Annotated in this window: 24 protein-coding genes and 1 tRNA gene; 9 read left to right on the top strand and 16 right to left on the bottom strand. The window is 69.7% G+C overall.

Going from position 1 to position 26,246, the window contains the following annotated elements:
- Nucleotides 1-20 precede the first annotated feature (20 nt).
- The 4 genes from LK09_RS04155 to LK09_RS04140 all read right to left on the bottom strand — a co-directional run bounded on the left by LK09_RS04155 (nt 21) and on the right by LK09_RS04140 (nt 2,969).
- Nucleotides 21-299 (bottom strand): hypothetical protein, encoded by a 279-nt coding sequence (locus LK09_RS04155; RefSeq protein WP_039396414.1) that lies wholly within the window; start codon nt 297-299, stop codon nt 21-23.
- A 615-nt stretch (nt 300-914) separates the two neighbouring features.
- Nucleotides 915-1,223 (bottom strand): hypothetical protein, encoded by a 309-nt coding sequence (locus LK09_RS04150; RefSeq protein ID WP_156138646.1) that lies wholly within the window; start codon nt 1,221-1,223, stop codon nt 915-917.
- Nucleotides 1,224-1,485: 262 nt separating this feature from the next.
- Complete coding sequence (locus tag LK09_RS04145) at nt 1,486-2,436, bottom strand: alpha/beta hydrolase (RefSeq protein WP_052226406.1); 951 nt, start codon at nt 2,434-2,436, stop codon at nt 1,486-1,488.
- Nucleotides 2,433-2,969, bottom strand: a complete 537-nt coding sequence (locus LK09_RS04140; protein ID WP_039396408.1) for a gamma carbonic anhydrase family protein — start codon at nt 2,967-2,969, stop codon at nt 2,433-2,435. Before LK09_RS04140 ends, LK09_RS04145 begins: the two co-directional genes overlap by 4 nt.
- A gap of 222 nt (nt 2,970-3,191) precedes the next feature.
- Between LK09_RS04140 and LK09_RS04135 the strand changes: the two genes are divergently transcribed.
- On the top strand, nt 3,192-6,566 hold the full coding sequence (locus tag LK09_RS04135) for a S8 family serine peptidase (protein ID WP_082008048.1): 3,375 nt from the start codon (nt 3,192-3,194) through the stop codon (nt 6,564-6,566).
- A 78-nt stretch (nt 6,567-6,644) separates the two neighbouring features.
- Here the strand turns inward: LK09_RS04135 and LK09_RS04130 are convergent, their stop codons facing one another.
- The 5 genes from LK09_RS04130 to LK09_RS04110 are packed head-to-tail and all read right to left on the bottom strand — an operon-like array spanning nt 6,645 to nt 11,525.
- Entirely contained in the window at nt 6,645-8,159 is a 1,515-nt protein-coding gene (locus tag LK09_RS04130; protein ID WP_039396405.1) for an amidohydrolase, read from the bottom strand.
- A 3-nt stretch (nt 8,160-8,162) separates the two neighbouring features.
- Nucleotides 8,163-8,795, bottom strand: a complete 633-nt coding sequence (locus tag LK09_RS04125) for an FMN-binding negative transcriptional regulator (protein WP_039396404.1) — start codon at nt 8,793-8,795, stop codon at nt 8,163-8,165.
- A 15-nt stretch (nt 8,796-8,810) separates the two neighbouring features.
- Nucleotides 8,811-9,821, bottom strand: coding sequence for an Fpg/Nei family DNA glycosylase (locus LK09_RS04120; protein WP_039396401.1), 1,011 nt, complete (start codon nt 9,819-9,821; stop codon nt 8,811-8,813).
- On the bottom strand, nt 9,821-10,312 hold the full coding sequence (locus LK09_RS04115) for a ribose-5-phosphate isomerase (protein ID WP_039396397.1): 492 nt from the start codon (nt 10,310-10,312) through the stop codon (nt 9,821-9,823). The genes LK09_RS04120 and LK09_RS04115 overlap by 1 nt, the downstream gene beginning before the upstream one ends.
- A 34-nt stretch (nt 10,313-10,346) precedes the next feature.
- Entirely contained in the window at nt 10,347-11,525 is a 1,179-nt protein-coding gene (locus LK09_RS04110; RefSeq protein ID WP_039396393.1) for a ferrochelatase, read from the bottom strand.
- A gap of 162 nt (nt 11,526-11,687) precedes the next feature.
- Here LK09_RS04110 and pepN point away from each other — a divergent pair, with 162 nt between their 5' ends.
- The 4 genes from pepN to LK09_RS04090 are packed head-to-tail and all read left to right on the top strand — an operon-like array spanning nt 11,688 to nt 17,447.
- A complete protein-coding gene (gene pepN, locus LK09_RS04105) occupies nt 11,688-14,234 on the top strand; it encodes an aminopeptidase N (protein ID WP_039396389.1) in 2,547 nt (848 codons plus the stop codon).
- Between the two features lie 11 nt (nt 14,235-14,245).
- On the top strand, nt 14,246-15,328 hold the full coding sequence (locus LK09_RS04100) for a mechanosensitive ion channel family protein (RefSeq protein WP_052226565.1): 1,083 nt from the start codon (nt 14,246-14,248) through the stop codon (nt 15,326-15,328).
- A gap of 11 nt (nt 15,329-15,339) precedes the next feature.
- The gene (locus tag LK09_RS04095; protein ID WP_039397989.1) at nt 15,340-15,789 is read left to right on the top strand and encodes a globin; all 450 of its coding nucleotides are present in this window, start codon (nt 15,340-15,342) and stop codon (nt 15,787-15,789) included.
- Complete coding sequence (locus LK09_RS04090; protein ID WP_039396388.1) at nt 15,786-17,447, top strand: FAD-binding dehydrogenase; 1,662 nt, start codon at nt 15,786-15,788, stop codon at nt 17,445-17,447. Before LK09_RS04095 ends, LK09_RS04090 begins: the two co-directional genes overlap by 4 nt.
- Before the next feature lie 6 nt (nt 17,448-17,453).
- Here the strand turns inward: LK09_RS04090 and corA are convergent, their stop codons facing one another.
- Nucleotides 17,454-18,443 carry a magnesium/cobalt transporter CorA gene (gene corA / locus LK09_RS04085; RefSeq protein WP_039396386.1) on the bottom strand — a complete coding sequence of 330 codons (990 nt, stop codon included), beginning with the start codon at nt 18,441-18,443 and terminating at the stop codon, nt 17,454-17,456.
- 54 nt (nt 18,444-18,497) lie between these two features.
- Nucleotides 18,498-19,136 (bottom strand): hypothetical protein, encoded by a 639-nt coding sequence (locus LK09_RS04080; RefSeq protein WP_039396383.1) that lies wholly within the window; start codon nt 19,134-19,136, stop codon nt 18,498-18,500.
- 73 nt (nt 19,137-19,209) lie between these two features.
- Here LK09_RS04080 and LK09_RS04075 point away from each other — a divergent pair, with 73 nt between their 5' ends.
- A complete protein-coding gene (locus tag LK09_RS04075) occupies nt 19,210-20,124 on the top strand; it encodes an acyl-CoA thioesterase (RefSeq protein ID WP_156138645.1) in 915 nt (304 codons plus the stop codon).
- Nucleotides 20,125-20,152: 28 nt separating this feature from the next.
- Here LK09_RS04075 and LK09_RS04070 read toward each other — a convergent pair whose 3' ends face one another.
- From LK09_RS04070 to LK09_RS04055, 4 genes are read right to left on the bottom strand one after another with little or no spacing between them, the layout of a single operon-like run.
- Nucleotides 20,153-20,677, bottom strand: a complete 525-nt coding sequence (locus LK09_RS04070) for an acyl-CoA thioesterase (protein WP_052226404.1) — start codon at nt 20,675-20,677, stop codon at nt 20,153-20,155.
- Complete coding sequence (ettA, locus tag LK09_RS04065) at nt 20,670-22,349, bottom strand: energy-dependent translational throttle protein EttA (RefSeq protein ID WP_039396380.1); 1,680 nt, start codon at nt 22,347-22,349, stop codon at nt 20,670-20,672. The genes LK09_RS04070 and ettA overlap by 8 nt, the downstream gene beginning before the upstream one ends.
- 23 nt (nt 22,350-22,372) lie before the next feature.
- Nucleotides 22,373-22,885, bottom strand: a complete 513-nt coding sequence (locus LK09_RS21715; RefSeq protein ID WP_197060964.1) for a DUF6993 domain-containing protein — start codon at nt 22,883-22,885, stop codon at nt 22,373-22,375.
- Between the two features lie 60 nt (nt 22,886-22,945).
- Entirely contained in the window at nt 22,946-23,449 is a 504-nt protein-coding gene (locus LK09_RS04055) for a single-stranded DNA-binding protein (RefSeq protein WP_052226403.1), read from the bottom strand.
- A 282-nt stretch (nt 23,450-23,731) separates the two neighbouring features.
- On the opposite strand from LK09_RS04055, the gene LK09_RS04050 reads away from it, so the two are divergent.
- Nucleotides 23,732-24,001: a hypothetical protein gene (locus tag LK09_RS04050; protein WP_052226402.1), complete on the top strand. Its 270-nt coding sequence runs from the start codon at nt 23,732-23,734 to the stop codon at nt 23,999-24,001.
- 7 nt (nt 24,002-24,008) lie between these two features.
- On the opposite strand, the gene yczR is transcribed toward LK09_RS04050, so the two are convergent.
- Complete coding sequence (gene yczR, locus LK09_RS04045; protein WP_039396377.1) at nt 24,009-25,436, bottom strand: MocR-like transcription factor YczR; 1,428 nt, start codon at nt 25,434-25,436, stop codon at nt 24,009-24,011.
- A 62-nt stretch (nt 25,437-25,498) separates the two neighbouring features.
- Here yczR and yczE point away from each other — a divergent pair, with 62 nt between their 5' ends.
- Both yczE and LK09_RS04035 read left to right on the top strand, forming a co-directional pair.
- Entirely contained in the window at nt 25,499-26,122 is a 624-nt protein-coding gene (gene yczE / locus LK09_RS04040) for a membrane protein YczE (RefSeq protein WP_052226401.1), read from the top strand.
- A gap of 13 nt (nt 26,123-26,135) precedes the next feature.
- Nucleotides 26,136-26,208 (top strand) — tRNA-Arg (locus tag LK09_RS04035).
- The last annotated feature ends 38 nt before the right edge of the window (nt 26,209-26,246 follow it).

Here is a 26,246-nt window from a genome sequence, read left to right as displayed (position 1 = left end):
ATGCGGCCAGGCGATGGCTGTCACCGGACGCGTCTGCTGCGGGCCCATTGGAAAGCAAGAACGATGACCGAGCAGAGTGCGGCGACGGTCACGAGGAACGTGAGCGCTCCGGCGATGTTCGACACGAAGAACGGGTCGACGGGCTGCGGCGCGGAATCCGAATAGCGCACCGCCGTCCCACCGGCGGTCAAGGCCTGCCACATCAGCACCCGGGTCGCCGCCCAGCCGACAAACGCGAGCGCCGAGAGGATCAGCGCGACAATAAGCGTGCGTCGGCGGTGAGGATCGAGTCGAGACACGACAAGAGTCAAACACAGCTCAGCGTGCGCCGCGGTCCGCGATCTCGGCGCCGGTTAGCCTGCTCGAGGGAACAGCACAAGAAGACCATCGGATGCCGCGCCTAACCTCCTGCGTATGCCGCCCGTCTCGAGTCAGGCACCCTGCTCGGCATCATCACCACGCTGCCGAGCCCGAGACGATTATTAGTCCGAGCAGAGATGCTCCATGGCGTAGGTCGAGACCATGCCGGTGTAGCTGAAATCGGAAGGACCGTTGGGATCCTCGATCAGTCGGCAGATTCGATAGCCGATCGCGACCATCTGCTGATCCGTGTGATCAAGGAACACCACAGAGTCGCTCTTGTGCAGTGCGCGCAGATACCCGCTCTCGTCGGGCGGCGGGTTTCAGAAGAACCAGCCCACGATGTACAAGGCGACTAGGGCTGCTCCCAGTGCGGCGAGTGAAAGCACCACGCGAGAGACGAACCACGCCTGACTGCCGGGAACACCTGCGCCGAGCAGCGTTCTCGCCCACGCTGACGAATCAACCACATCCGGAGCGTACGCCAGCGGAGGTTCGATTTCCGGCATCCCTCCACGGCAGTCACTCGTGGATCGCCTGAGGCGCGCCGAGGACTACGGGAAGTCGACCATGCAGGGATCGTCCGGGTTGGATGCCGGGGAGTAGATCACCTTGTCTGACTGATTCGGGTCCCACACCCGCCAGCTCGTGCCGTCGGTCGGATCGGCGATCGAAAATCCGTGGTCGACTGCCTTTCCGTCGGCGAAGCGGATGCACGCGTCGAAATACGCCGAATCGGAGCCGTTCTGAACGATGAAGACGGTGGCCGTTCCGTGACGGGCGTCTTCGGACAAGACGAATGCCGCAGCCGTCAGCCTTCCTTCACCTTCGTCATATGACGGGTCAGGCATGACGGACTTCATCTCCTCGGCGTCGCCGCTCGCGAGCGCTTTGAGGTAGCAGCGGACTGCTCCCTCCTGCCCGGGCCGGATGCCGCTCGCGTGAATGTGCGCTGGCCATGCGCACGACAGTCCCCCGCCGAGCGACTGCTGGATCGCCGGCCCTGCGATGACAGCCGCACAGACGACGACCAGTCCGCCAGCGGTGATTCCCGCGGCGGCCGCCCAACGACGCCGACGTCTCTGCGATCTCACGCGCACAACCGTATAGCGAGGTGGACTTGCATCACCGGCGCACCGAGTCCACCCACTGCACGCTCGTGTCGCTGATCTGCCTGCGCGCGTCGGCGTTGCTGATCGCGGGCGTGCCGTCGCCGGTCTGCGGACCGTAGGAGCCGAACTGGGCGTGGACGGCTCCGCGCACAACGACGAAGAGCGCGTCGGACGGCAGATCCGCCCGCGACGCGGCGATCTTCGCCGGTGTCGACAGACCGTCGTGCGAACCGGAGATGGACAGCACCGGAACCTTCAGCGTCTCGCTCATGTCGTCCGCGGGGTACGAGGCGTAGAGCATCAGCCCGACCGCGGGATGCTGGGGCGCGTCGTCGTCGGCATCCGCCTCCATCGCCGCCACCGTGCCGCCCAGCGAGTGCCCCGCCACCACCCAGCCGGCGACGTGCGGAAAGTCGGTCCGCGCGGCATCCAGCGCACCGACAGCGAGGAACGCGACGCCCAGCGGCTGCTTCGCGATCACGACGGTGTGTCCGTCCGCGGCGAGCGGGCGGAGCACGGCCGCGTACGCCCGCGCGTCCACCAACGCGCCGGGCTGGAAGAAGACTCCGGTCGGGTCGGAATTCTTGCGGGGTGTGAGCACGATCCGGGTGGCCGTCTCGCTCACCGTCACAGTGGAGCCCGACGTCATCGCCGTCAAGGCGGGTTCGACCGCGGTGTAGGGCCGCAGCCACGCGGTCGCTCCGAGCCAGGCTGCGCCGAGGACCACGAGCATGATCCGGCCCGTCGTGCGCCGACGGCCCGGCCTTCCGCGGAGGCCGACGATCGCCGTCCACAGCGAGGCGAGCGCCGTCACCCCCAGCCAGACCGCGTACGCGGGATGCCCGTGCACCACCGCGCCCCACTCCGTCAGACACACCCACGCGACCACGAGCAGACCCGCCGCCCCGAGGACGAACGTCACCCAGCTCAGCCAGTCGCGCACCCGACGCCGCGGGCGGGTCACGCGGGCGTCGCCTCTTCGTGCTCCGCGACGTGCCGGCGGTAGACGCGGGCGTTCTTCACGAGCCCCGCCTTCTCCTCGTCGGTCAGCTCGCGGCGCACCTTCGCCGGGACGCCCGCGACGAGCGAGCCGTCCGGGACGACGGTGCCTTCGAGCACGACCGCTCCCCCGGCGATGAGGCATCCCCTGCCGATCCGCGCGCCGTTGAGCACGACCGCACCCATCCCGACCAGCGACCCGTCGCCGATCGTGCAGCCGTGGATGACGGCGTTGTGCCCCACCGAGACGTCCTCGCCGAGCACGACCGGATGCCCGTGGTCCACATGGACCGCGACGTTGTCCTGCAGGTTGCTGCCGACCCCGATCGTGATGGAGTCGCCGTCGGCACGCAGCACCGCGTTGTACCAGACGCTCGATCCCTCGAGCAGCCGGACATCGCCGACGACACGCGCGCCGTCTGCGATGAAGACATTCTCATGAAGCACCGGCGTCTTGCCGAGGACGGTCAGGATCGAGGCGGAATCGGCGATGCTCATGGGTCGAGCGTAGACCGCCGACCCGTCCGGTACCGGTCGCTGGCCGGAACGGCCGCCCGCACGCACATGATGTTCGCTAGGTTGGCTCCCATGTTGCTCGCGGGGGGCTCTTTGGCACTCCTCAGCAATTTTCCAGAATCCGTGCCAGGAGGGCGCGGGTTCGCGTTCGTCTCGACGAGGAGACGCGCGCAGCACCTTCACCAAACCAGGTAGGAGAAACCGATGGATGGACGATCCATGCGTCGAGGACGGACATGGACGGCGTGCATCGCCGCCGCAGCCGTCGTCACGACGCTCGGCATCGCGGGACCGGGCTGGGCCGCAGACGATCCGGGGGCGGCACCGCACGTCACGCCCGGAACGGCTGCCGCAAAGCTGAAGATCGCCGACTCGCTCCAGCTCAAGGGAGCCGGACGACACACGGTGTTCGTGCAGCTCTCCGGTGCCGGCGCCGCCGACACCGCGGCCGCCGCATCGACCAAGGCCACCGGCAAGGCTGCGGCGAAGGCCCGCAAGGCCCAGATCAAGAGCGACGCGGCATCCGCCTTCGCCGATGCCAAGAGCACCGACTCCAAGGCGAAGCAGCTCTACACGGTCACCAACGCCATCCCCGGCTTCGCCGCGCAGCTCGACCAGGCCGCGATCGACGACCTGGCGACGCGTAGCGACGTCGTGAAGATCTCCCCGGTCATCCCCAAGACCCTCGAGAACGCCAGCACCGCCCAGCTGACCAACGCCGTGGCTGACTGGCAGGCCAGCAATCTCGGCAAGGGCGTCACCGTCGGCGTCATCGACACCGGCATCGACTACACCCACGCCGACTTCGGCGGGGTGGGCACGGTCGCCGCGTGGGATGCCGCGCACGCGAACAGCGCGAACCCGAACTGGCGCGACACGATGACCCCGCTCGCCGCGGCCAAGGTCGTGGGCGGCTACGACTTCGTCGGCGATGACTACAACGCCGACCCGAAGGCCGCCGACTACCAGCCGACGCCGCACCCCGACCTCGACCCGCTCGGCTGCGGCGAGCACGGCACGCACGTGGCCGGAACCGTCGCCGGTTACGGAGTCGGCGCCGACGGCAAGACCTTCACCGGCGACTACGGCAAGCTCTCCGGCGATGACCTGTATTCGATGAAGGTCGGCCCCGGCATGGCTCCGGCGGCATCCCTCTACTCGCTCAAGGTGTTCGGCTGCACGGGGTCGACCGACGTGGTCATCCCGGCCCTCGACTGGGCGCTCGACCCGAACGGCGACGGCGACTTCTCCGACCACCTCGACATCGTGAACCTGTCGCTCGGTTCCGACTTCGCGCCCGCCGACGACCCGGAGAACGCGGTCGTCGACAACCTCGCGAAGCACGGCGTGCTGCCGGTCATCGCGATGGGCAACGCGGGCGACATCACCGACGCCGGTGGGTCCCCGGGCAACGCGACGCGTTCGGTCGCGGTCGCCTCCTCGGTGGACTCGTACGTGCTCCGTGACGGTCTGAGGGTCAACGCCCCGGCGGCAGACGCCGGGAATGTGCCCGTCCAGTTCTCGGTCGCGTTCCCGTGGATGACCGCCGCTCCCGTGACCGGGGACGTCGTGGCGCTCTCGGCCGACAACGCCGACGGATGCGCGCCCCTCAGCGCGGCCGATGCCGCCGCCGTCAAGGGCAAGGTCGCGTGGCTGGTGTGGGACGACAACGATGCGACCCGCAAGTGCGGCTCGGTCGGACGTTCCGGGAACGTCGCGAAGGCCGGCGCGATCGGCGCGATCTTCACCTCGACGCTCGACAACTTCAACGCAGGGATCACCGGCTCGACGGTCATCCCCGTCGCCCAGCTGACCGCCGACGGCACCGCCAAGCTGCGTCCGGCGATGGAGGCCGGCACGCTGAACGTCACGTTCGACGGCGACCTCGCCACGACGCAGTCGACGTTCCTGCCGGGCCTCACCGACACCGTCAGCTCGTTCTCGTCGCGCGGCACCCACGGCTCCATCGGTGTCGTCAAGCCCGACATCGCCGCTCCGGGTGACACCATCGCCTCAGCGGGTCTCGGCACCGGCAACAAGCCGCTGGTGATCTCGGGCACCTCGATGGCGACGCCGAACGTGGCGGGCATCGCGGCGCTCGTGAAGCTCGCGCACCCGTCGTGGACCACCGAGCAGCTCAAGGCCGACCTGATGAACACCGCCGGCCACGACATCTACGCGGGCGACGGAAAGACCGGCCCGATCTACGGACCGGCCCGAGTCGGCGCCGGACGCGTGGATGCCGCCTCCGCGGTCTCCAACGACCTGCTGGTCTACAGCAAGGACGTCGCGGGTGCCGTCTCGGCCTCGTTCGGCGTTGTCGCCGTGCCGATCACGCAGAAGTCGTACAGCGAAAGCCGCACCCTCGTCGTGCAGAACACCGGCACGGCCGCTCGCACCGTCTCGCTGAAGTACGACGCGATCACCGCTCAGCCCGGCGTGACCTACACGGTCTCGCCGTCCGCGGTGACCGTCGCCGCCGGCAAGTCCTCCACGGTCCGGGTGACGCTGAACGTCGACCCGACGAAGCTCCGCAAGACGCTCGACCCGACGATGGATGCCGACTCCGGCATCGGCCTTCCCCGTCAGTACGTGTCGGACTCCTCCGGTCGCGTGCTGGTGTCCTCGCCCGGCCAGACCGCCCTGCGCGTTCCGGTCTACGGCGCGGTGAAGCCGATCTCGGCCACGAGCACGAAGGCCGTGACGACGGGCAAGGGCGACTCCGCGACGACGTCGCTGCAGCTGAGCGGGTCCGGCTTCGCGCTGGGCACGGGTTCGACCGCGTTCACGTCGCTCGCCTCCGTGCTGCAGCTGGGTGACACCAGCGGCAAGATGAAGGCGTGCTCCGCAGGCCAGACCACGGGCTGCCTCGCGATGGGATCGGATTCCTCCGGCGACCTGCGCTACGTCGGCGCGGGCAGCTCGGCCGGGTTCCTGTACTTCGGCATCAACACGTGGGGCCAGTGGGCTGCGTACGGCAACACCGTCATCCCGGTGGTCGACATCGACACCACGGGAGACGGCAAGCCCGACTTCGAGGTGTACGTGCAGAACTACCCTGACACGGACGTTCCGCTCGCCTTCCTCGTGGACCTCAACACCGGCAAGACGGTCGACGCCCAGCCCACCAACTTCAACTTCGGCGACGTCGACACGAATGTGTTCGACAGCGACGCGCTGGTGATCCCGGTGAGCACAGAGGCGCTGAAGATTCCGTCGACGGCGACCTCGGTCCCCGTGACCTACCAGGTCGCCACGATCTCGGGCTACACCGGCGAAGCGATCGACACGTCGAAGCCGATCGCCTACGACGTCGCCGACCCGGCTCTCGTCGTCGGCAGCCCGCTGTACCTCGACAAGGGCGGCGTCACGATCCCCTACACCCTCGGATCGGACGCCACCAAGAGCACCCAGGCCCTCGTCCTTCACCTGCAGGGCGCCCCGGGCCAGCGTGCCGAGGTGCTGTCGGTGACGTCGACCAAGACGGCACCGGTGAAGCCGGGCAAGAAGACGGCATCCGACGCCCAGTGGAAGCAGAACGCCACGCACTGGACCGTCAAGGACGCCGCCAACGGCTGAGTCCGCTCGGCGGAGGCCGGCAGAACGCGAAGGCCGCGGGGACAACCTCCCCGCGGCCTTCCGCGTGTGCTCGGCGGATCAGGCGAGGTGCGTGAGGCGTCCGCCGATCATCGTCGCCGCGACGCGCATGGCGCGAAGTTCATCCGCGGACGCCGACATCGGGTCGGCCTCGCACACGATCAGGTCGGAGACCTCGCCCGGCATGATCGTGGCTGCATCGTCCGCGCTGCCGCCGCGGGTGGATGCCGCCAACGCCGTCCCGGCGTCGAGGGCCTGATCCGGCTCCCAGGGGTCTCGCCCGTCGCGGGTGCGCCACACCGCCGCGGCGATCGCGGCCCACGGGTCGAGGGGAGCCACCGGGGCGTCCGAGCCGAAGAGCAGGGTGGCTCCGGCATCCTGCAGGGCACGCAGCGGATACGCGCGCGAAGTCTGACGTGCCCACAGCGAGTCGGTCATGTCCCGGTCGTCGAGCATGTGCACGGGCTGGACGCTCGCCCCGACGCCGAGCCGGGCGAACCGGCGCAGGTCGGAGGCCGCGATCAGCTGGGCGTGCTCGATCGTGCCCCACGCGCCGGTCGCGGCGAACGCATCGAGCGCCTCGGTGTTCGCCCGGTCGCCGATCGCGTGGATGGCGCATGCAAGCCCCCCGCCGGCCGCGGCGGTCATGAGCTCGCGCAGTTCGTCGGGCGTGAGGTTCAGCGTGCCGAAGTTGCGCGGGTCGTCCGCGTACGGGTGCGTGCACGCGGCCGTGCGCGTGCCGAGCGACCCGTCGGCGATGACTTTGAGGGGTCCGACGCGGACGAGGTCGGATGCCGCATCCCGCAGCGGGTCCCCGCTCACGAGGCCCTCGGCCAGCGCACGGTCCAGGTGGTGAGGGTAGACGGCGAACTCCACCCGCCACAGGTCGAACCCGTCGGCCAGACGCCGCCGCCACGCCTCGTCGTTCCACCCCATGTCGAGATCGACGACACCGACGATGCCGCGCGCCGTCGCGGCGGCCGCGGCATCCCGCACCATCGCATCGGCCGTCGCCGTCTCGACCTCGTTGAGCCGTCGCGACACCTCGAATGCGTCGTTCTCGCGGAGCAGCCCGTCAGCGGGCGGCGCGAATCCCTCCCGCGCGAGCGCGGCGGAGTTGAGCCACATGCTGTGCGCGTCGGCGTTTACCAGGTAGGTGGGAACGTCCCCGGTCGCGGCATCCAGCGCCTCGAGCGACGCCGCATCCTCCCAGAGAGCATCACGGTAGCCCGTTCCGATCCGGCGCCCGTCGGCGAGCGGGGCCACGTCGCGGATGACGGCCACCGCCTCCGCCGCGGACCCCGCCGACTCGAGCGACGTGCGCTGCGCGTTCAGGGCCCACTGCACGGTGTGCACGTGGTGGTCCCACAGCCCGGCGGCGAGGTGGCATCCGTCCGCGTCCAGCACGACGCCGCGGCGAGGAAGCGCACCGGCCGGGCCGATGTCGGCGATGCGCCCGTCCGCGAGATGCACGTCGACGGGCTGGTCGCCGAACGGGTCGTACCGGTCGCGGGACGCCAGGCGCACGCCGGCGATGACGTCGACGTGGGCGACCACTTCGGGAACGGATGCCATCTGCTACTCCCCTGCCGCCGGATGCACCCGGCGCATCTCGGCCGCCAACTGGGGGTGGGCGAACGGCCCGTCGCCGGCGAGCTCCGCGATGATCGTCTCCACCACCTCCGGCGGCTTGTTCTGACTCAGCTTTCGTTTCGCGCTGACACGCGCCGGCGTGAGGCGGAATCCCACGGTCCCCTTCTCGAGCCGCTCGATCGCGACCGGATCGTTCGGCGGGCTCCACAGCAGCCTCGGCTCGGGCCGGTGCCGCTCGAAGTGGTGCACGAGGCCGTCGAGCGCACGCAGGTTCTCCTCGGCGCTCAGGATCTCCGGCACCCCCGCCAGATGCACGGCGGTGAAGTTCCACGTGGGCACCTGCGTGCCGTCGCCGTACCAGCCCGGCGAGATGTAGCCGTGCGGCCCGGCGAAGACCACGAGCAGCTCGCGCTGCCCCAGTCCGTGCAGCTGCTCGTCGGGCCGCCCGACGTGCGCGATGATCGTCAGATCGTCGCGCTCCGGGTCGAGCATCATCGCGTAGTGGGATGCCACCAGGCCGTCAGGCGTGTCGCTGATCATCGTCGCGAACGGGTTCTCTTCGACGATCCGGCGCATCTCGGCGAGGTCGTCGAGGGCGAACTTGGGGTTGTACCGCATGGCTCCAGGCTAGGGTCACGCCTGGCAGCGCGGACACCAGTAGAGCTTGCGGGCCTGCATCTCCTCGACCACGATCGCCGTGCCGCACACCCGGCAGGGCAGCCCGGCGCGGTGGTAGACCCAGTGCCGGTCGTCGCGGCTGGCCATCGCCCGCCGCCAGTCCTCGGGTGACAGGTCGTCCATCGTCATCATCTGCCCGGTCTCGACGCCGATGCGCAGCAGGCGCACCCAGTCCCGCCAGATCGCACGCACCACCTCGGGGCGGACGTCCCGCCCGGGCGTGTGCGGGTTCTGCCGGGCGCGGAACAGCATCTCGGCGCGGTAGACGTTGCCGATGCCGCTGACGATCGCCTGGTCCATCAGCAGCTGGCCGATGGCGACGTTGCGGCGCGCGACGGCGGCCAGGAAGCGCCGCTCCCCGACCTCCGGGTCGTCGACGAGCGGGTCCGGCCCGAGCTTCGCGACGGTCTGCAGCATCTCGTCCGGCGTCTGGATGACGCACGCGGTCGGCCCGCGGAGGTCCGCGCACGTGGCGTCGGTCAGCAGGCGCAGCCGGACCTGGCCCACGACCGGCGGCGGCCACTCCCCGTCTTCGTCCGCCAGCCCGGTGGTCTGCTCGGACATGCGCACGTGCACCCGCGTCTTGCGCGGCGCGCCGATCGACGTGAGCGAGTTCTCGCCGGCCGCGTCGAAGACCGCGCCGCCGAGGGCCTCCTCGAGATCCGTCCCGCGCTGGTTCGTCTGGCCCATCCGCCCGTTCGCCGACGCGATCGTCGGGTCGACCAGGATCTCGCCCGCGAAGTCCCACGCGCCGTACAGCCCGAGGTGCACGCGCAGCCACAGCTGTTCGTCGAACTCGGCGAACATCTGCTTGCCGACCGCTCGCACGGCTGTCATCTCCCGCCCGGAGAGCACCGCGGCACCCTCGGCGAAGCGCCCCTGCGGGCTCGATGCGGTCACCGGGCGACCGACGAAGTTGCGCTCGAACTGACGGGCGATGCGGTGGACGGAGTGCCCTTCGGGCATCAGCGACCGGCGCGCGGGTCAGGAAGCAGGGCGCCGCTCTCCTCGAACGCGCGGATCTGCGCGATGCGTCGCACGTGCCGCTCCTCCTCCGAGAAGGGGGTGGCGATGAACGTGTCGATGAGCGACACGACCTCCTCGAAGCTGTGCTGACGCGCACCGATCGCGATCACATTGGCGTCGTTGTGCTGCCGGGCCAGCTCGGCGGTCGAGGTGTTCCAGACGAGCGCCGCTCGGATGCCCGCGACCTTGTTCGCCGCGATCTGCTCGCCGTTGCCGGAACCGCCGAAGACGATCCCGAGGGCCTCGACACCCGCGGTCTGGTCGGCGATGACGGCCTGCGCCGCGCGGATGCAGAACGACGGGTAGTCGTCGACCGGGTCGTACTCGACGGGGCCGTGGTCGGTGACCTCGTGGCCCGCCTGGCGCAGGTGCTCCTGCAGCTGGACGGAGAACTCGAGGCCGGCGTGGTCGGTCGCGATGTGGATGCGCATGATCTCGATCCTAGAGAACGCGGGAGACGCCGGATCAGGGAACGAGACCGGCCGCGGCGGGCTTGAAGCCGGCGCGGATGTTCTCGCAGCATCCGGGGCGGCACACGTCGTACCAGGGCCCGAGGTCGGTGAGGTGCACGCGGTCGGTGACCGGCGTCCCGGCGAGGCGCTCCTCGACGAGGTCGACCAGACCCGACACGAATGCCGGGTCGACGCCCGGGGTGCGCGTGCGGACGGCCCGGAGACCGGCTTCGGCGGCGGCATCCATCGCCTCGTTGTCGAGGTCCCAGAGCACCTCCATGTGGTCGCTGACGAACCCGAGCGGCACCACGGCGACAGCCGTGACGCCGGATGCCGGCAGCTCGGCGATGCGGTCGCACACGTCCGGCTCGAGCCACGGCTGGGATGCCGGGCCGGAACGGGACTGGAAGACGAGCTCCCAGCCGACGCGCGCCGCCTCCGGGATCTCCTCGGCGACCGCGGCCATGACGACGGCGGCCACCGCACGGTGCTGGGCCGCGTACGCGCCGCCGTCGCCGAAGTCCTGATCGCGCGGGCCCGATCGCTCCGCGTCCGCGGTCGGGATGCTGTGCGTGGAGAACAGCACGTGCACCTGCTCGGGCGCGGTGCCGTCGCCGAGCAGTTCGGCCAGGCCGTCGCGCACACCGTCGACGAAGGGCTGCACGAATCCCGGGTGGTCGAAGAACTGACGGACCTTGTCGATCGTGACCGTGCCGCCGAGGCCGGTGTCGGTGAGCACCCGCGCGAAGTCCTCGCGGTACTGGCGGCAGCTGGAGAAGGACGAGTATGCGCTGGTCGCGATCGCGATCAGGTTCGTGTCGCCGGCGGCGGCGGCATCCTTCACGGCATCGTCGAGCATCGGAGCCCAGTTGCGGTTGCCCCAGTAGACGGGAAGGTCGATCGACCGCCGGGCGAGTTCCGCCTCGAGCGCCGCCTTCAGCGCACGGTTCTGCGCGTTGATCGGGCTGACGCCGCCGAAGTGCCGGTAGTGGTGCGCGACCTCTTCGAGGCGCTCGTCCGGGATGCCCCGGCCACGGGTGACGTTGCGCAGGAACGGGATGACATCGTCCTGCCCCTCGGGGCCGCCGAAACCGGCGAGGAGGATGCCGTCGTACGCGACCGGCTCCTCGATGTGGGGGGCGCCGCAGGCGGCGGCGGGTGATGCGAACGGCACGATCTGATCGGATGTCACCCCTCCATCCTGAGGGAACAGTCGCACTGAAGGTGAACAGAGTGCGCTGGAAGTGCACGCCTGTCGGGGCGATCGAGCGCGCGTCGCATAGGCTGGATCGGGTTGCCGCCGATGCCAGCAGCATCGTCGGCACATCCCCCACATCGACACGGGAGCATCGCAGTGCCAGGAGAGAACCTCACACGCATCGAGGCGCAGGAGCGCCGCGCCATCGTCGACACGCACGAATACGACGTGCGGCTCGACCTGACCCGCGGCGAGGAGGTGTTCGGATCGATCAGCACCGTGCGGTTCTCGTCGACCCCGGGGGCCTCCACCTTCATCGACCTGATCGCGCGCGAGGTGCGCTCCATCACGCTGAACGGGCGCAGCATCCCGGTCTCCGCGTTCGCCGATTCGCGCATCGAGCTGACCGATCTGGCCGCCGAGAACGAACTCGTGGTCGACGCGGACTGCCTGTACACCAACACCGGCGAGGGTCTGCACCGCTTCGTCGACCCGGTCGACGGCGAGGCCTACCTGTACTCGCAGTTCGAGGTGCCGGATTCGCGGCGCGTGTTCGCCGTGTTCGAGCAGCCCGACCTCAAGGCGGGCTTCCAGTTCACCGTGACCGCCCCGGCGGCCTGGAAGGTCGTGTCGAACTCCCCCACGCCCAAACCCATCGCCGGTGGCGACGGCTCCGCGACCTGGACGTTCGAGCGCACCCCGCGCATCTCGTCGTACATCACCGCGCTCATCGCCGGCCCGTACGAGGCCACGTTCTCCGAGCTGACCAGCTCGTCGGGACGCGTCATCCCGCTCGGCGTCTTCGGCCGCAAGAGCCTGTGGCAGTACCTCGACGCCGACTACATCTTCGAAAAGACCCGCGAGGGCTTCGCGTACTTCGAGGAGAAGTTCGGCGTGCCCTACCCGTTCGCGAAGTACGACCAGCTGTTCGTCCCCGAGTTCAACGCGGGCGCGATGGAGAACGCCGGCGCGGTGACCTTCACCGAGACCTACGTGTTCCGCAGCAAGGTCACCGACGCCGTCAAGGAGCGTCGCGTCGTCACGATCCTGCACGAGCTCGCCCACATGTGGTTCGGCGACCTCGTCACCATGAAGTGGTGGAACGACCTGTGGCTGAACGAGTCGTTCGCCGAGTGGGCGTCGACCATCGCCACCGCCGAGGCCACCGAGTGGACCGAGGCCTGGACGACGTTCAACGCGATGGAGAAGACCTGGGCCTACCGCCAGGACCAGCTCCCCTCGACCCACCCCGTCGTGGCCGAGATCAACGACCTCGAAGACGTCCAGGTCAACTTCGACGGCATCACGTACGCGAAGGGCGGCTCGGTCCTCAAGCAGCTGGCCGCGTGGGTCGGCATCGACGCCTTCTTCGCCGGCGTCGGCGCGTACTTCCGCAAGCACCAGTGGGGCAACACCGAACTCAGCGACCTGCTCGCCGAGCTCGAGGTCACCAGCGGCCGCGACCTGTCGACCTGGTCCAAGAAGTGGCTCGAGACGGCGGGCGTGAACACGCTGACGCCGCTCATCGAAGAGGACGCCTCGGGCCTCATCAGCCGGTTCGCGATCGTGCAGACCGCGCCGGCCGACTACGCCACCATCCGCCCGCACCGCCTCGGCGTCGGCTTCTACCGCCTGCAGGGCGACGAGCTCGTGCGGGTACACAGCCTCGAGCTGGATGTCGACGGCGACCGCACCGACGTTCCGACGCTGAAGGGCATGGCCCGTCCCGACCTCGTGCTCCTCAACGACGGCGACCTCGCCTACGCGAAGATCCGCCTCGACGACCGGTCGCTGGCGACCGCCGTCGCGCACCTGTCGAAGATCAGCGACCCCCTCGCCCGTTCGCTGGTGTGGGGGGCCGCGTGGGACCAGACCCGCGACGCGGAGGCATCCGCATCCGACTACGTCGACCTGGTGCTCGCGAACATCGGCGCGGAGACCGAGTCGACCACGGTGCGCACGACGCTCGGTCAGCTCCTGCTGGCCGCGAACTCCTACGTCGACCCGGTGGAGCGCGAGCACACGCGCGTGCGCGTCGCCGACGAGCTCTGGCGCCTCGCGCAGGCGGCCGTCGCCGGCAGCGACAGCCAGCTCCAGCTGGTCACCGCCTTCGCCTCGGCCGCGGCGACGAGCGCGCAGTGGCAGCAGGTCAAGGCGCTGCGCGACGGGGCCACGTCCCTCGCCGGTCTCGAGATCGACACCGACCTGTCGTGGCAGCTGCTCGTCTCGCTGGCCGCCGGCGGCGTGGTCACCGACGCCGAGATCGATTTCGCTCTCGCCGCGGACAACACCGCGAAGGGCGGGGAATTCGCCGCGCAGGCCAAGGCCGCGCTGCCGTCGGCGGCCGCGAAGCACCGGGCGTGGGAGGCCCTCGTCGTCCGCGACGACCTTCCGAACACCGTCGTGCGCTCGGCCGCCCTCGGCTTCGTCCACCCGGCCACCCGCAACCTGCTCGACGAGTTCGTGCAGCCGTACTTCGACATGCTGCTGCCGATCTGGGACTCCCGCACCTACCAGATCGCGCAGTACCTGATCGTGGGCCTGTTCCCGGCGCCCCTGGCCGACGTCGCCCTCCGCGACGCCACCCGTTCCTGGCTGCGTGAGCACGCGGACGCCCCGGCGGCGCTGCGCCGCCTCGTGGCCGAGAACCTGGCCGGTGTCGAGCGCGCCCTCGCCGTGCAGGAGCGCGACACGCAGCGGTGAACATCGCAGCCGTGGCGTCCCCTTCGCCGTCGCCTTCGTCCACCACGCCGGATCTGACGAATCCGGCGTGGTGGAGCAGCGTGGGGAAATTCTTCGTCGAGTCCGGTCAGAACCTCCTCGCGGTCGCCGGCATCGTCGTCGCCGCGGTGATCATCGTCTGGATCCTGCATTACGTCATCCGGCTGGTCGTGGGACGCATCGTCAACGGCGCGAAGTCGAAGGCGCAGGTGGCCGACACCCAAGCCCTCGACCGGTCGCCGGTGGCGTCCGTCCGCCTCGTGCAGCGCACCCGGACCCTCGGCTCGATCCTGCGGAACATCGTCAACGTCACCGCGGTGATCGTGGTGCTGATCCTCATCCTCAGCGTGCTCGCACCCAATGCGCTCGGCTCCCTGACACTGCTCACCGCCGCCGTCGGCGCCGGTCTCGGCTTCGGTGCCCAGAACATCGTGAAAGACGTGCTGAACGGCATCTTCATCGTCGCGGAGGACCAGATCGGCATCGGCGACGTCGTCGATCTCGGCCTCGCGACGGGGGTCGTCGAATCGGTCAGCGTCCGGATCACGCAGGTGCGGGACGTCAACGGCACGCTCTGGTACGTCCGCAACGGCGAAGTGACCCGCATCGGCAACATGTCGCTGGGGTGGTCCCGCGTCATCATCGACCTCTCCGTGCCGGTGGATGCCGACATCGACGCCGTCGAGGAGAGCATGCTGCAGGCCGCCCGGAGTCTCGCGAAGGACCCGAAGTGGCGCACCCGGATCATCGAGCAGCCCGAGGTGTGGGGGCTCGAATCGGTCACCGGCGACGCCCTCGTCATCCGCCTCGTGATGAAGACCCGTGCGGGCGCGAAGGACGACGTGGCGCGCGAGCTGCGCATGCGTCTGAAGCATGCGATGGACGAGCTCGGCGTGAAGCTTCCGCAGCTGAACTCGATCATGCTGACCGGACTCGAGGGCGCGCAGCGGGTGCGCGGCGCGAACCCGCCCAAGACGAAGCCCGTCCCGGTCGACGCCGACGTCGTGTGGAAACCGAAGCGGTCTCCCCGAAAGCCCAAGAAGCCGGCAGACGGCGGAACGGAGCCCGAAACGTGAGCGATGAGACCATGAGCACGTTCTACGAGCAGGTCGGCGGGCACGACACCTTCCGACGGCTGGTCGCCCGGTTCTACGAGGGCGTCGCGACGGACGAGGTGCTGCGTCCGATGTATCCCGAGGAGGACCTCGGCCCCGCCGAAGAGCGCCTGATGCTCTTCCTCGAGCAGTACTGGGGCGGTCCGACGACCTACAGCGACAACCGCGGGCATCCGCGGCTGCGCATGCGGCACGTCCCGTTCCACATCAACCCGGAGGCACGGGACCGCTGGCTGGCGCACATGCGCGTCGCCGTCGACGAGCTCGAGCTCCCGGAGCTCTACGAGACGACGCTGTGGGACTACCTGCAGCGCGCGGCGCACGCGATGGTCAACACGTTCGATGCGACGCCGGGGACGCCCGGCGCCCCCTCCGCCGGCGGGCGCCCGACCATCGGCCTGCACTCCGGAGACGCGCGATGAGCGCGACGCACCGGGCGGACGTCCTCGTCATCGGCTGGGGCCTTTCCGGTCTCGTCGCCGCGTCCGAGGCCGCGGCCGCCGGCAAGCGCGTGGTGATCGTCGACCAGGAGCCGCGCAGCAACCTCGGCGGACAAGCCTGGTGGTCGTTCGGCGGACTGTTCTTCATCGACTCGCCCGAGCAGCGACGCCTCGGGGTGCACGACAGCTTCGAGCTCGCCCGCCAGGACTGGTTCGGCACCGCCGGCTTCGACCGCGACGAGGATGTCTGGGCGCGGCGGTGGGCGGATGCCTACCTGCAGTTCGCGGCCGGTGAGAAGCGCGCGTGGCTGCGGGAGAAGGGCGTCGGATTCTTCCCCGTCGTCGGATGGGCCGAGCGCGGCGGCTACACCGCCCTCGGACCCGGGAACTCGGTGCCCCGCTTCCACATCACGTGGGGCACCGGCCCCGGGATCGTCGCCCCGTTCGCCGCCGCCGTCGCGGATGCCGAGAGCCGGGGCCTCATCACGGTTCTCCCCCGCCACCGCGTCACCGCGCTCACCGTCACCGACGGCCGCGTCGTGGGCGCGTCCGGCGAGGTGCTGGCGCCGTCGGGCGCGGCACGAGGAGTCGCCACGGGTCGCGAAGGTGTCGACGACTTCACCGTGACCGCGGATGCCGTGGTCGTCGCCGGCGGCGGGATCGGCGGCAATCACGAGCTCGTGCGGCGCAATTGGCCCGAGCGGCTCGGCACGCCGCCTGCGAGCATGATCACCGGTGTCCCCGCCTACGTCGACGGGTCGATGCAGCAGCCGTCCGCCGACGCCGGAGCGCGGCTGGTCAACGGCGACCGGATGTGGCACTACGTCGAAGGCATCCAGAACTGGGATCCGATCTGGCCCTCCCACGGCATCCGGATCCTTCCCGGTCCGTCATCGATCTGGCTGGATGCCACCGGCCGGCGGCTTCCCGTTCCGCTCTTCCCCGGGTTCGACACGCTGGGGACGCTCGAGCACCTGCGGCAGACGGGGCACGATCACTCGTGGTTCGTGCTGTCGCAGAAGATCGTCGAGAAGGAGTTCACGCTCTCCGGGAGCGAGCAGAACCCCGACCTGACCGGCCGGGACATCCCTGAACTGCTCCGCGCACGGCTCGGAAAGGGCGCCGCTGCGCCCGTGCAGGCGTTCCTCGACCACGGTGCGGACTTCGTGGTGCGCGACACGCTGCCCGAGCTCATCGACGGGATGCGGGCGCTTCCCGGCGGAGACGCACTCGACCCCCATCGCGTGCACGACGAGGTGGTCGCCCGCGACCGCGAGATCGACAACGAGTTCACCAAGGACGCGCAGATCGGGATGCTCCGTCAGGCCCGCTCGTTCCGCGGGGACCGCCTCATCCGCACGGCGGCGCCGCACCGCATCCTCGACCCCTCGTCCGGGCCGCTCATCGCGGTGAAGCTGCACATCGTCACGCGCAAGTCGCTGGGCGGCATCCAGACCGATCTGTCGTCGCGCGCCCTGGGCGAGGACGGCGAGCCGATTCCGGGTCTCTACGCGGTCGGCGAGGCGGCCGGGTTCGGCGGCGGCGGCGTCCACGGATACCGAGCGCTCGAGGGGACCTTCCTGGGCGGATGCCTGTTCTCCGGCCGCAACGCCGGGCGCGCGATCGTCGCCGCCTCGTGAGCCGGGTCAGAGCCAGTTGCGCTGCTTGAACATCACGTAGAGGAAGACCGCGAACGCGAGCATCACGATCAGCGCGATCGGATACCCCCAGTACCAGTGCAGCTCCGGCATCCGGTCGAAGTTCATGCCGTAGATGCCCGAGATGAGCGTCGGCGCGAAGATGATCGCCGCCCAGCCCGAGATCTTCTTCATCGCGTCGTTCTGTCGCTGACCCACCAGGGTCGCGTTCACGCTCAGCGCGTTCTGCAGGGTCTGGCGGAGTTCTTCGGTCTTCTCCACGACCCGCAGCACGTGGTCCAGGACGTCGCGGAAGGACCGCCGCAGCTCCAGCGCCGCCTCGTCGCTGCGGTGGCGGCGCTCCAGATCGAAGCGGATCGACTCGATCAGGGGGATGAGCGGCTTCGTCGCACGCTGGAACTCCATCACCTCGCCGGAGAGGTCGTAGATGCGCTTCGCGACGCGGGCGCCGTCGTCGGAGAACAGGTCCCGCTCGATCTCGTCCACGTCGTTCTCCAGGCCGCTCAGCACCGGCTGGTACTTGTCGACGACCTCGTCGATGATGGCGTAGAAGACGCCGAGGGGACCGTGCGCGAGAAGTTCGGGCGTGCTCTCCAGCCGGGCGCGCACCTGCGCGATGTTCGGGGACTCCGCATGTCGCACGGCGATGAGGTAGTCCTCGCCGATGAACGTGTGGACTTCGCCGAACTCGACCTCTTCGATGTCGTCGAGGTAGCGCGCGGGCCGGAGCACCGCGAACAGCGACTCGCCGTACCGCTCGATCTTCGGACGCTGGTGGCCCGTCAGGGCGTCTTCGACGGCGAGCGGATGCAGCTGGAACTCGTCCGCGACGATCTCGAGTTCGTCTTCGTCGGGACGGTACAGGCCGATCCACGCGAATCCCCCGTGCTCCTGCAGCGCCTCGAAAGTGTCCTCCAGCCCGGCGGGGGTCGCCACACGGCGCCCGTCGACATAGATGGCGTCGTCGATCACAGTCACCTGGCGAGTCTCGCACAGGCCGCCCGGAATGCCCGGCGGATGACCGGAGCGGCGTCAGCTCCGTGCGGAGGGGCGCTGCCGCACCAGCACGTGCCCGCGCTGGAGGGAGACGCGGGTCCACACCCCGGCACGACGCACGGCGGCGACCTCGTCGCCGTGGATGAAACCCAGCGCGAAGGCGGCGAAGGCGACACCCGCGGGAAGCCCCTGCAGGTCTTCGTCGGGAGCGCCCCAGATGCGGCCGCGGACGGCACGCACCACGTCCTCTCCCGCCGCATCGGGCACGGCGTGCGCGACCGACGCCATCCCGTGCTGAGCGCGGGCCGCGAGAACGGATGCCGGCAGTTCGCCGGACATCTCCCAGCCGCTGCGCGGCGGGGCGATGCCCGCCCAGGCGGTCCGGGTGGCGCTGGCCGGAAGCGCGACACCGTCGGGACCGTCGGCGACCAGCGCGGATGCCTGCACCACCAGATCGCATTCGAGTTCCGGGTCGATCGGGAGCATCCGCATCCCGAGCACCGTCGGGGTGGTGTCCATGAGTCCGGACGACGTCAGCGCGGCGCAGCTCATCGCCAGCACTCCCCCGGCGGCCCGCAGGTGCACGAGGCCGTCGTCGAGACGCGCGGCGCGCCCCGCGAAGGTGAGCAGGTCGGCGGCGGCATCGGAATCGGCGAAGGCAAGGCGGGCGGACATCCTCCCCAACCTACAGGCCGCGCGTGTGCGGGCCGCCCTTCGTGACCGCTTTAGACTCGAGGAGCGGCGCCGGATGCCGCAGACACCCGGAGGCTGCGCCGTGACCGACGAACCGTTCATCGACCCGATCGAATCGCTGCTGCAGGTGCTCGACCTCGCCGAGTCGGAGGCGCGCACCACAGAGGACATCTTCACCGGGGTGTCCCAGCCGATGCCGCTCGGGCGCGTCTACGGCGGTCAGGTCCTGGCGCAGTCGATCGTGGCGGCGTCGCGGACCGTCGAGGACGACCGCACACCGCATTCCATGCACGGATACTTCCTCCGTCCCGGAGACGCAGACCGCGGGATCACGTTCGCGGTCGATCGGATCCACGACGGTCGCTCATTCTCCACGCGGCGCACGCAGGCGTTCCAGGCCGGCGTTCCGATCTTCTCGATGATCGCCTCGTTCCAGGTGGCCGACGAAGGACTCGAGCACCAGAAGCCGATGCCGACGGGCATCCCGGACCCGGAGACCCTTCCCGACGTCGAAGACCATCTCGCGGGGCTGCACCCGATGTCCAAGCGGCTGTTCACCGACCGTCCGGTCGATCTTCGCCACGTGCCGTCGCCGATCTACGTCACCGTCGACGGCGAGCCGCAGCCGCACCAGGCCGTGTGGATGCGCACGCGACGGGCGCTTCCGGATGCCCCGGCGATCCACCAGGCCGCGCTCGCCTACCTCAGCGATCTCACCATCCAGGAGCCCATCCTGCGCGCGCACGGGGTGCCGTGGGCGACGCGCGGGCTGAAGGTGGCCAGCCTCGACCACGCGATGTGGTGGCACCGCCCGGGCCGCGTCGACGAGTGGATGCTGTACGTGCAGCAGTCCCCCAGCGCCCGCGGCGGCCGCGGTCTCGCCAACGGACGCATCTACCAGCGCAGCGGCGAACTCCTCGCCAGCGTCGCGCAGGAGATCATGGTGCGCGCGCCCGAGCCGGCGGAATGACCCCGCCGCTCCGGCGCGCACGCCATGGTCAACGGCGGTAGGTGAAGGACGGCGACGCGCCGAGGTACGGCGACCAGGCCGCACGTTCTTCGTCGCTCAGCCGCAGCGGACGCCCGGTCTCGGCATCCACCTTGACGACCGTCGTCACGGCTCGCGCGTAGACCGTCTGCGGGTCCACGTCGGTCGCCGACGCACGCGGTGAGCAGACGTCGTAGCAGACCTCGATGCTCGATCCGCCCAGGCGGCTGAACCACAGCTGCACGTCCAGGGGATGCCGGCCGTACGGCACCGGCGCGTAGTACTCGATCTCCTGACGGGCGATGAGCGTGAGCACGCCCGCGTGCAGACCCGACTCCAGCACGGCGGTGGGCGGCGCGTCCTCACCGGGCGCGGGGCGCCAGAAGACCCGCACGCGGGCCTCCTCGAGCAGCTTCAGCATCGCCGTGTTGTTGACGTGGTTGAACGCGTCGAGGTCTCCCCACCGCAGCGGGATCGGGACGTGGAGGCGTTCTCCGCCATGTGCGACGCCGACGGCCGCCGACGTGTCAGTCACGCGTCAGCTTCCGGTACGTGGTGCGGTGCGGGCGCGCCGCTTCCACGCCGAGACGCTCGACCTTGTTGTTCTCGTACGCCTCGAAGTTGCCCTCGAACCAGTACCACTGGTCGGGGTTCTCGTCGGTGCCCTCGTAGGCGAGGATGTGCGTCGCGATCCGGTCCAGGAACCACCGGTCGTGGGTGATGACCACCGCACAGCCGGGGAATTCGAGCAGCGCGTTCTCCAGCGACTGCAGGGTCTCCACGTCGAGGTCGTTGGTCGGCTCGTCGAGGAGCAGCAGGTTGCCGCCCTCCTTGAGGGTGAGGGCGAGGTTCAGCCGGTTGCGCTCACCACCGGAGAGGACGCCGGCCTTTTTCTGCTGGTCGGGTCCCTTGAAGCCGAACTTGGAGACGTACGCGCGCGAGGGGATCTCCGTCTTGCCGACGGTGATGAAGTCGAGTCCGTCCGAGACGACCTCCCACAGCGTCTTCTCGGGATCGATGTTGGCGCGCGACTGGTCGACGTAGCTGATCTTGACCGTCTCGCCGATCTTCAGGTCGCCGCCGTCGAGCGGCTCGAGGCCGACGATCGTCTTGAACAGCGTCGTCTTTCCGACGCCGTTCGGGCCGATGACGCCGACGATCCCGTTCGGCGGGAGGCTGAAGCTCAGCCCGTCGATCAGGGAACGACCGTCGAAGCCCTTCTGCAGCTTCTTCGCCTCGATCACGACGTTGCCCAGTCGCGGGCCGGCCGGGATCTGGATCTCCTCGAAGTCGAGCTTGCGCGTGCGCTCGGCCTCGGCGGCCATCTCCTCGTAGCGGGCGAGGCGCGCCTTCGACTTGGTCTGGCGGCCCTTCGCGCTCGAACGGACCCACTCGAGCTCGTCCTTCAGGCGCTTGGCCAGCTTGGCGTCCTTCTTGCCCTGGATGTCGAGGCGCTCGGCCTTCTTCTCGAGGTAGGTCGAGTAGTTGCCCTCGTACCCGATCAGCCGGCCGCGGTCGACCTCGGCGATCCATTCGGCGACATGGTCGAGGAAGTACCGGTCGTGGGTGATCGCGATCACGGCACCCTTGTAGGCCTGGAGGTGCTGCTCCAGCCACAGGACGCTCTCGGCATCCAGGTGGTTGGTCGGCTCGTCCAGCAGCAGCAGATCCGGCTTCTGCAGGAGGAGGCGTGCGAGCGCCACGCGTCGCTTCTCTCCGCCCGAGAGCGGGGCGATCGCGGCGTCGGCAGGAGGCGTGCGCAGGGCGTCCATGGCCTGTTCGAGCTGGGAGTCGAGGTCCCAGCCGTCGGCGGCGTCGATCTCTTCCTGGAGTCCGCCCATCTCGGCCAGGAGCGCGTCGAAGTCGGCGTCCGGATCGGCCATGAGTGCGGAGATCTCGTTGAAGCGGTCGAGCTTCGCCTTGATGGCGATGCCGTCCTGGATGTTCTCCAGGACGGTCTTGGACTCGTCGAGTTCGGGCTCCTGCATGAGGATGCCGACGGAGAAGCCGGGCGTCAGCTTCGCCTCGCCGTTGGACGGGGTGTCGAGACCGGCCATGATCTTGAGGATCGTGGACTTTCCGGCACCGTTCGGACCGACCATGCCGATCTTGGCACCGGGCAGGAACGCCATCGTGACGTCGTCGAGGATGAGCTTCTCACCGACAGCCTTGCGGGCGCGGACCATCTGGTAGATATATTCAGCCATAGCCGAACCAGTCTATGCGGGGATCACCAGGTGATCGGGCGCGTATCGCCGATCAGGCATTTCCCGCCCGGCAGACCGGCCACGACGACGGTGACGGGATCGCCCGTGGCCGGGCCGACCTGGCCCACCAGGCACTGGCCGTCCTTCCAACGCACCGAGAACTGGATGCTCTCCGCCGGGTTGCCGACCGTCGATCGATCGTTCGTGACCTGCATCGCGGACTTCGCGAATCCGGCCTTCACGAGCGCATCGACGTAGGCGCGTCCTTCCGCCCGGTGCGAAGACGCCCACACGCGTTCGGTCACCGCGCGGAACAAGGGAAGGTTCTGACGCGCCGACCCGTCGGCGAGCAGGGCGACGGCACCGCGCGGTGCCTCCGTCCCCGCGGACCCGGGCGTGAGCGCGGGCGTGAGCGATGACGACGCCGAACCGCTGTGCGCGGCCGGGGCCGGGATGCCGCAACCGCTCAGCAGCAGTGCGGCCACGAGGACGCCGCCGCCCCCGGCTGCCGCGCGTCGACCCGTGGTGCTGGACACACGTCGAGTTTAGGGAGTCCGGACTTTTCCGGCCGCCGAACGCGCGGCGCCCCGCTCGCGTCAGAACGGCTGGTCCGCTCCGCCGGACTGCGCACCGGCCAATGCGAGCTCCCGATCGCGCCCATCGGTCGCAGCCCGGGAAGACTCCCCCGTGTCCGGCGTCGCTTCGGCCGGCGCCCACGATTCGGCGACGGCGCCAGCACTTCGGCTCTCGTCCTTGGCGAACGTCGTCGTCCCGAAGAGCAGATCGTGGCCGAGGCTGTCGGCATCGATCTCGGCGGCGAACCCGTGCACGCCGGAGGCATTCTCCCATTCCTTGAGCCTCAGCCGTCCGTGGACGACGACGCGGTCGCCGCGGTGCAGAGAAGCGAACGCGTGCTGGGCCAGCCCCCGGAACGCCGACACGGAGTACCAGCTCGTGGACTTTTCGACCCACTTCTGCTGAGCCCTGTCGAAGACGCGATGGGGCGCCCCGATTCTGAAGCTCAGGACTGCGTCGCCGTTCGGCATGGTCCTCAGCTCCGGTTCGGTGATGTTGCCCGTGATCGTGATCGAGTCGGTCATTGTCTTTCCTCTCATCCGTGACGGGGGCCCTCCCCGCCGTCTCCGGTGCCCGCGTGCCCGAATCGGGCACCGGAGACCCCCTCAGCCTGCAACGTCAGAGGAATCGCGCCGCTGCCGAGATTCGAAACTGTGGAGAACACGTCGGGCCAGGGCGCCTGTGGACAGGGGACGACCGCGGCGTGACGCAGGCCAGCGCGTCTTGCTGCCGACCTGCGGGTCCGCCCGGCGCCGCAGGGCACCGATGTCGGAGGTCGAACGTATGTTCTTCCCACAGGAGGGGTCATGAGCACGCAGACCATGGAGAGATCAGAACACCGGGGCACGGGGGCGGCGGCGGTGCGAAGCACCGGGCCGACCCTCGTTCCCCTGGGCGACGCCCGCTGGCGGGTCGTCCTGAACGGCCGCATCATCGGCCACCTCGATGAGCTGAGGGGTGATGGCGGCGTGCGCTACCGCGCCTCGCGCTACCGCAGGGCGACGGCCGCCCTCGTCGCGGTGGGCGACTTCTCCCGCCGGCGCGATGCGATCGAGACGCTGCGCTACGCGCGGTGAGCCGCCATCACACGACCGCGTCGACGGGCGCCGCGCCACGGACGGCCAGGCCGGCACGCTTCGAGACATCCGGCCAGACCTCCGCGAGCACCTCGACAGCTGCTCGCAGTTCATCGGGCGTCGCCGTGAAAGGAATCCGCAAGCGGGCATCATGCCCACCGCCGATGCCGAAGCGCGAGCCGGCCGTCAGATGAACGCCCTGCGCGTGGGCGGCGACCACCAGTGCGCTGCTGACGGGTGCTCCGAGATCGACCCAGAGCGAAACCCCGCCGTCGGGCACTGTCGCCCGCCACGTCGGCAGCGCCGTTGCGAGGCGGTCGACGAGGGCATCGCGCCCGGCTCGCAGGAGGGCGTGGCGCTGCGGCAGGATGTCGTCCATCCGGCGTATCGCCAGCGCGGAGATCGCCTGGTCGAGGTCGGGCGTCCCGAGGTCGAACGCCGGACGATTGGCGACGAGGCGGCTCAGGATGTCGGGGGCCGCTCGGATCCAGCCGACACGGAGGCCGCCCCACACCGTCTTTCCGAGGGACCCGAGATGGATGATCTCGCAGATCCCGTCCGACAGCATCGGCCCCGGGAGCGGTCGGTCGTCCGTGGACAACTCCGCCGTCGTCTCGTCGACGACGAGGACCGTGCCCGAGCGGCCGGCGGCGTCCACGAAAGCCTCGCGCTCCTCGAGGCTCATGCTTCGGCCGGTGGGGTTCTGGAACACCGGCATCAGGTACGCCAACGTGGGCTGGGTCCGTGCGAAGACCTGTTCGGCCTGGTCGAGGTCCCACCCGCTCTCCGATGACACCGGCAGCGGCACCAGCCGCGCGCCGGCCGCCCGCAGCGCATCCGCCGCATGCGGATATGTCGGGGTCTCGATCGCGACCCGGTCGGCACGGCCGACCATCACGGCGGCGATGAGATGGATCGCCGCCTGCGCTCCATTGGTGACCAGGATCTCGTCGGGCGTGGTCGGCAGTCCGCGCTGCGTGTATCGGTCGGCGATCGCGGTGCGCAGGTTCTCGCTGCCGATCATGTCGTAGCCGGCCTGACCGATGAACGTCGTCGCGTTCTGCATCACCTCGGCCGCGAGCGCCGCCAGGCCGGGCCAGGCCGGCGGACATGCCCGCTGCAGGTCGATGCCCTCGCGGGGCGATCCGAAATCGACGGTGCGCTGGGTCGCCGGGAGCGTCACGCTCCCCGCACCGCGACGACTCTCGATGTGCCCGCTCTCGCGCAGACTCTGGTAGGCCGAGGCGACCGTCGTGCGGCTCACCCGGAGTTCGGCCGCAAGTTCCCGCTCGGCCGGCAGGCCGGTGCGCGCAACGATGCGCCCGTCGAGGCACAGCAATCGCACCGCGTCTGCCAGGGCCTCGTAGGCAGGTTCGCGCAGGCGCCAGATGCCGAGCATCGTCGCCAGGGCGCGAGCGGAGAGCTGTGAGTTCATGGGGCCACTCTACCCCGATTGGCATCTGTACAGCAGGCCAATTCTACGATTGGCTGGGTGGCATGGTGAGACGAGTCGTTCAGCTGATCGTGGGACTTGCGCTGTACGGCGCCGGAGACGGCGTGATGATCCGCGCCGGGTTCGGCGTGGATCCGTGGACCGTCTTCGCACAGGGCCTGTCGGTGCACACGGGCATCGGCGTGGGATGGATCACCAACATCGTGGGACTCCTGGTCCTGCTGCTGTGGATCCCGCTCCGCCAGAAGCCCGGCATCGGCACGGTCGCGAACATCCTCCTGGTCGGCACCGCGATGCAGCTCACGATCGCCGTCCTGCCTCCGGCCGACTCGCTCGCGCTCAGGATCGCTTTCCTCGTGGCGGGCATCCTCCTCGTCGCGGTCGCGAGCGGACTGTACATCGGTGCTCACTTCGGCCCCGGGCCGCGCGACGGACTGATGATCGGCATGCACGCCCGGCTGGGCTGGCCGATCTGGGTCTGCCGCGGCACGGTCGAGATCACCGTCCTCGTCGTCGGGTGGGCGCTGGGCGGCACGGTCGGCATCGGCACACTCGCGTTCGCGTTCGGGATCGGACCCCTCGTCGGCATCACGCTGCCGCTGTTCGATACCCGCCGCCCTTCTCGGGCGCTGCGCACCGAGGTGCCGACCGCCGTCGTCGAACGGTAATCTGGAAGCCCTTCCCTCCGTAGCTCAGGGGACAGAGCGAGCGGTTTCTACCCGCCAGGTCGGGGGTTCGAATCCTCCCGGGGGGGCGTTTGTGATGAGTCGAGACATAGGTCTCTGATGAGTC

Source organism: Microbacterium mangrovi, from assembly GCF_000802305.1.
GTDB lineage: Bacteria > Actinomycetota > Actinomycetes > Actinomycetales > Microbacteriaceae > Microbacterium > Microbacterium mangrovi.
This window is presented reverse-complemented; position numbering and strand designations above follow the sequence as displayed.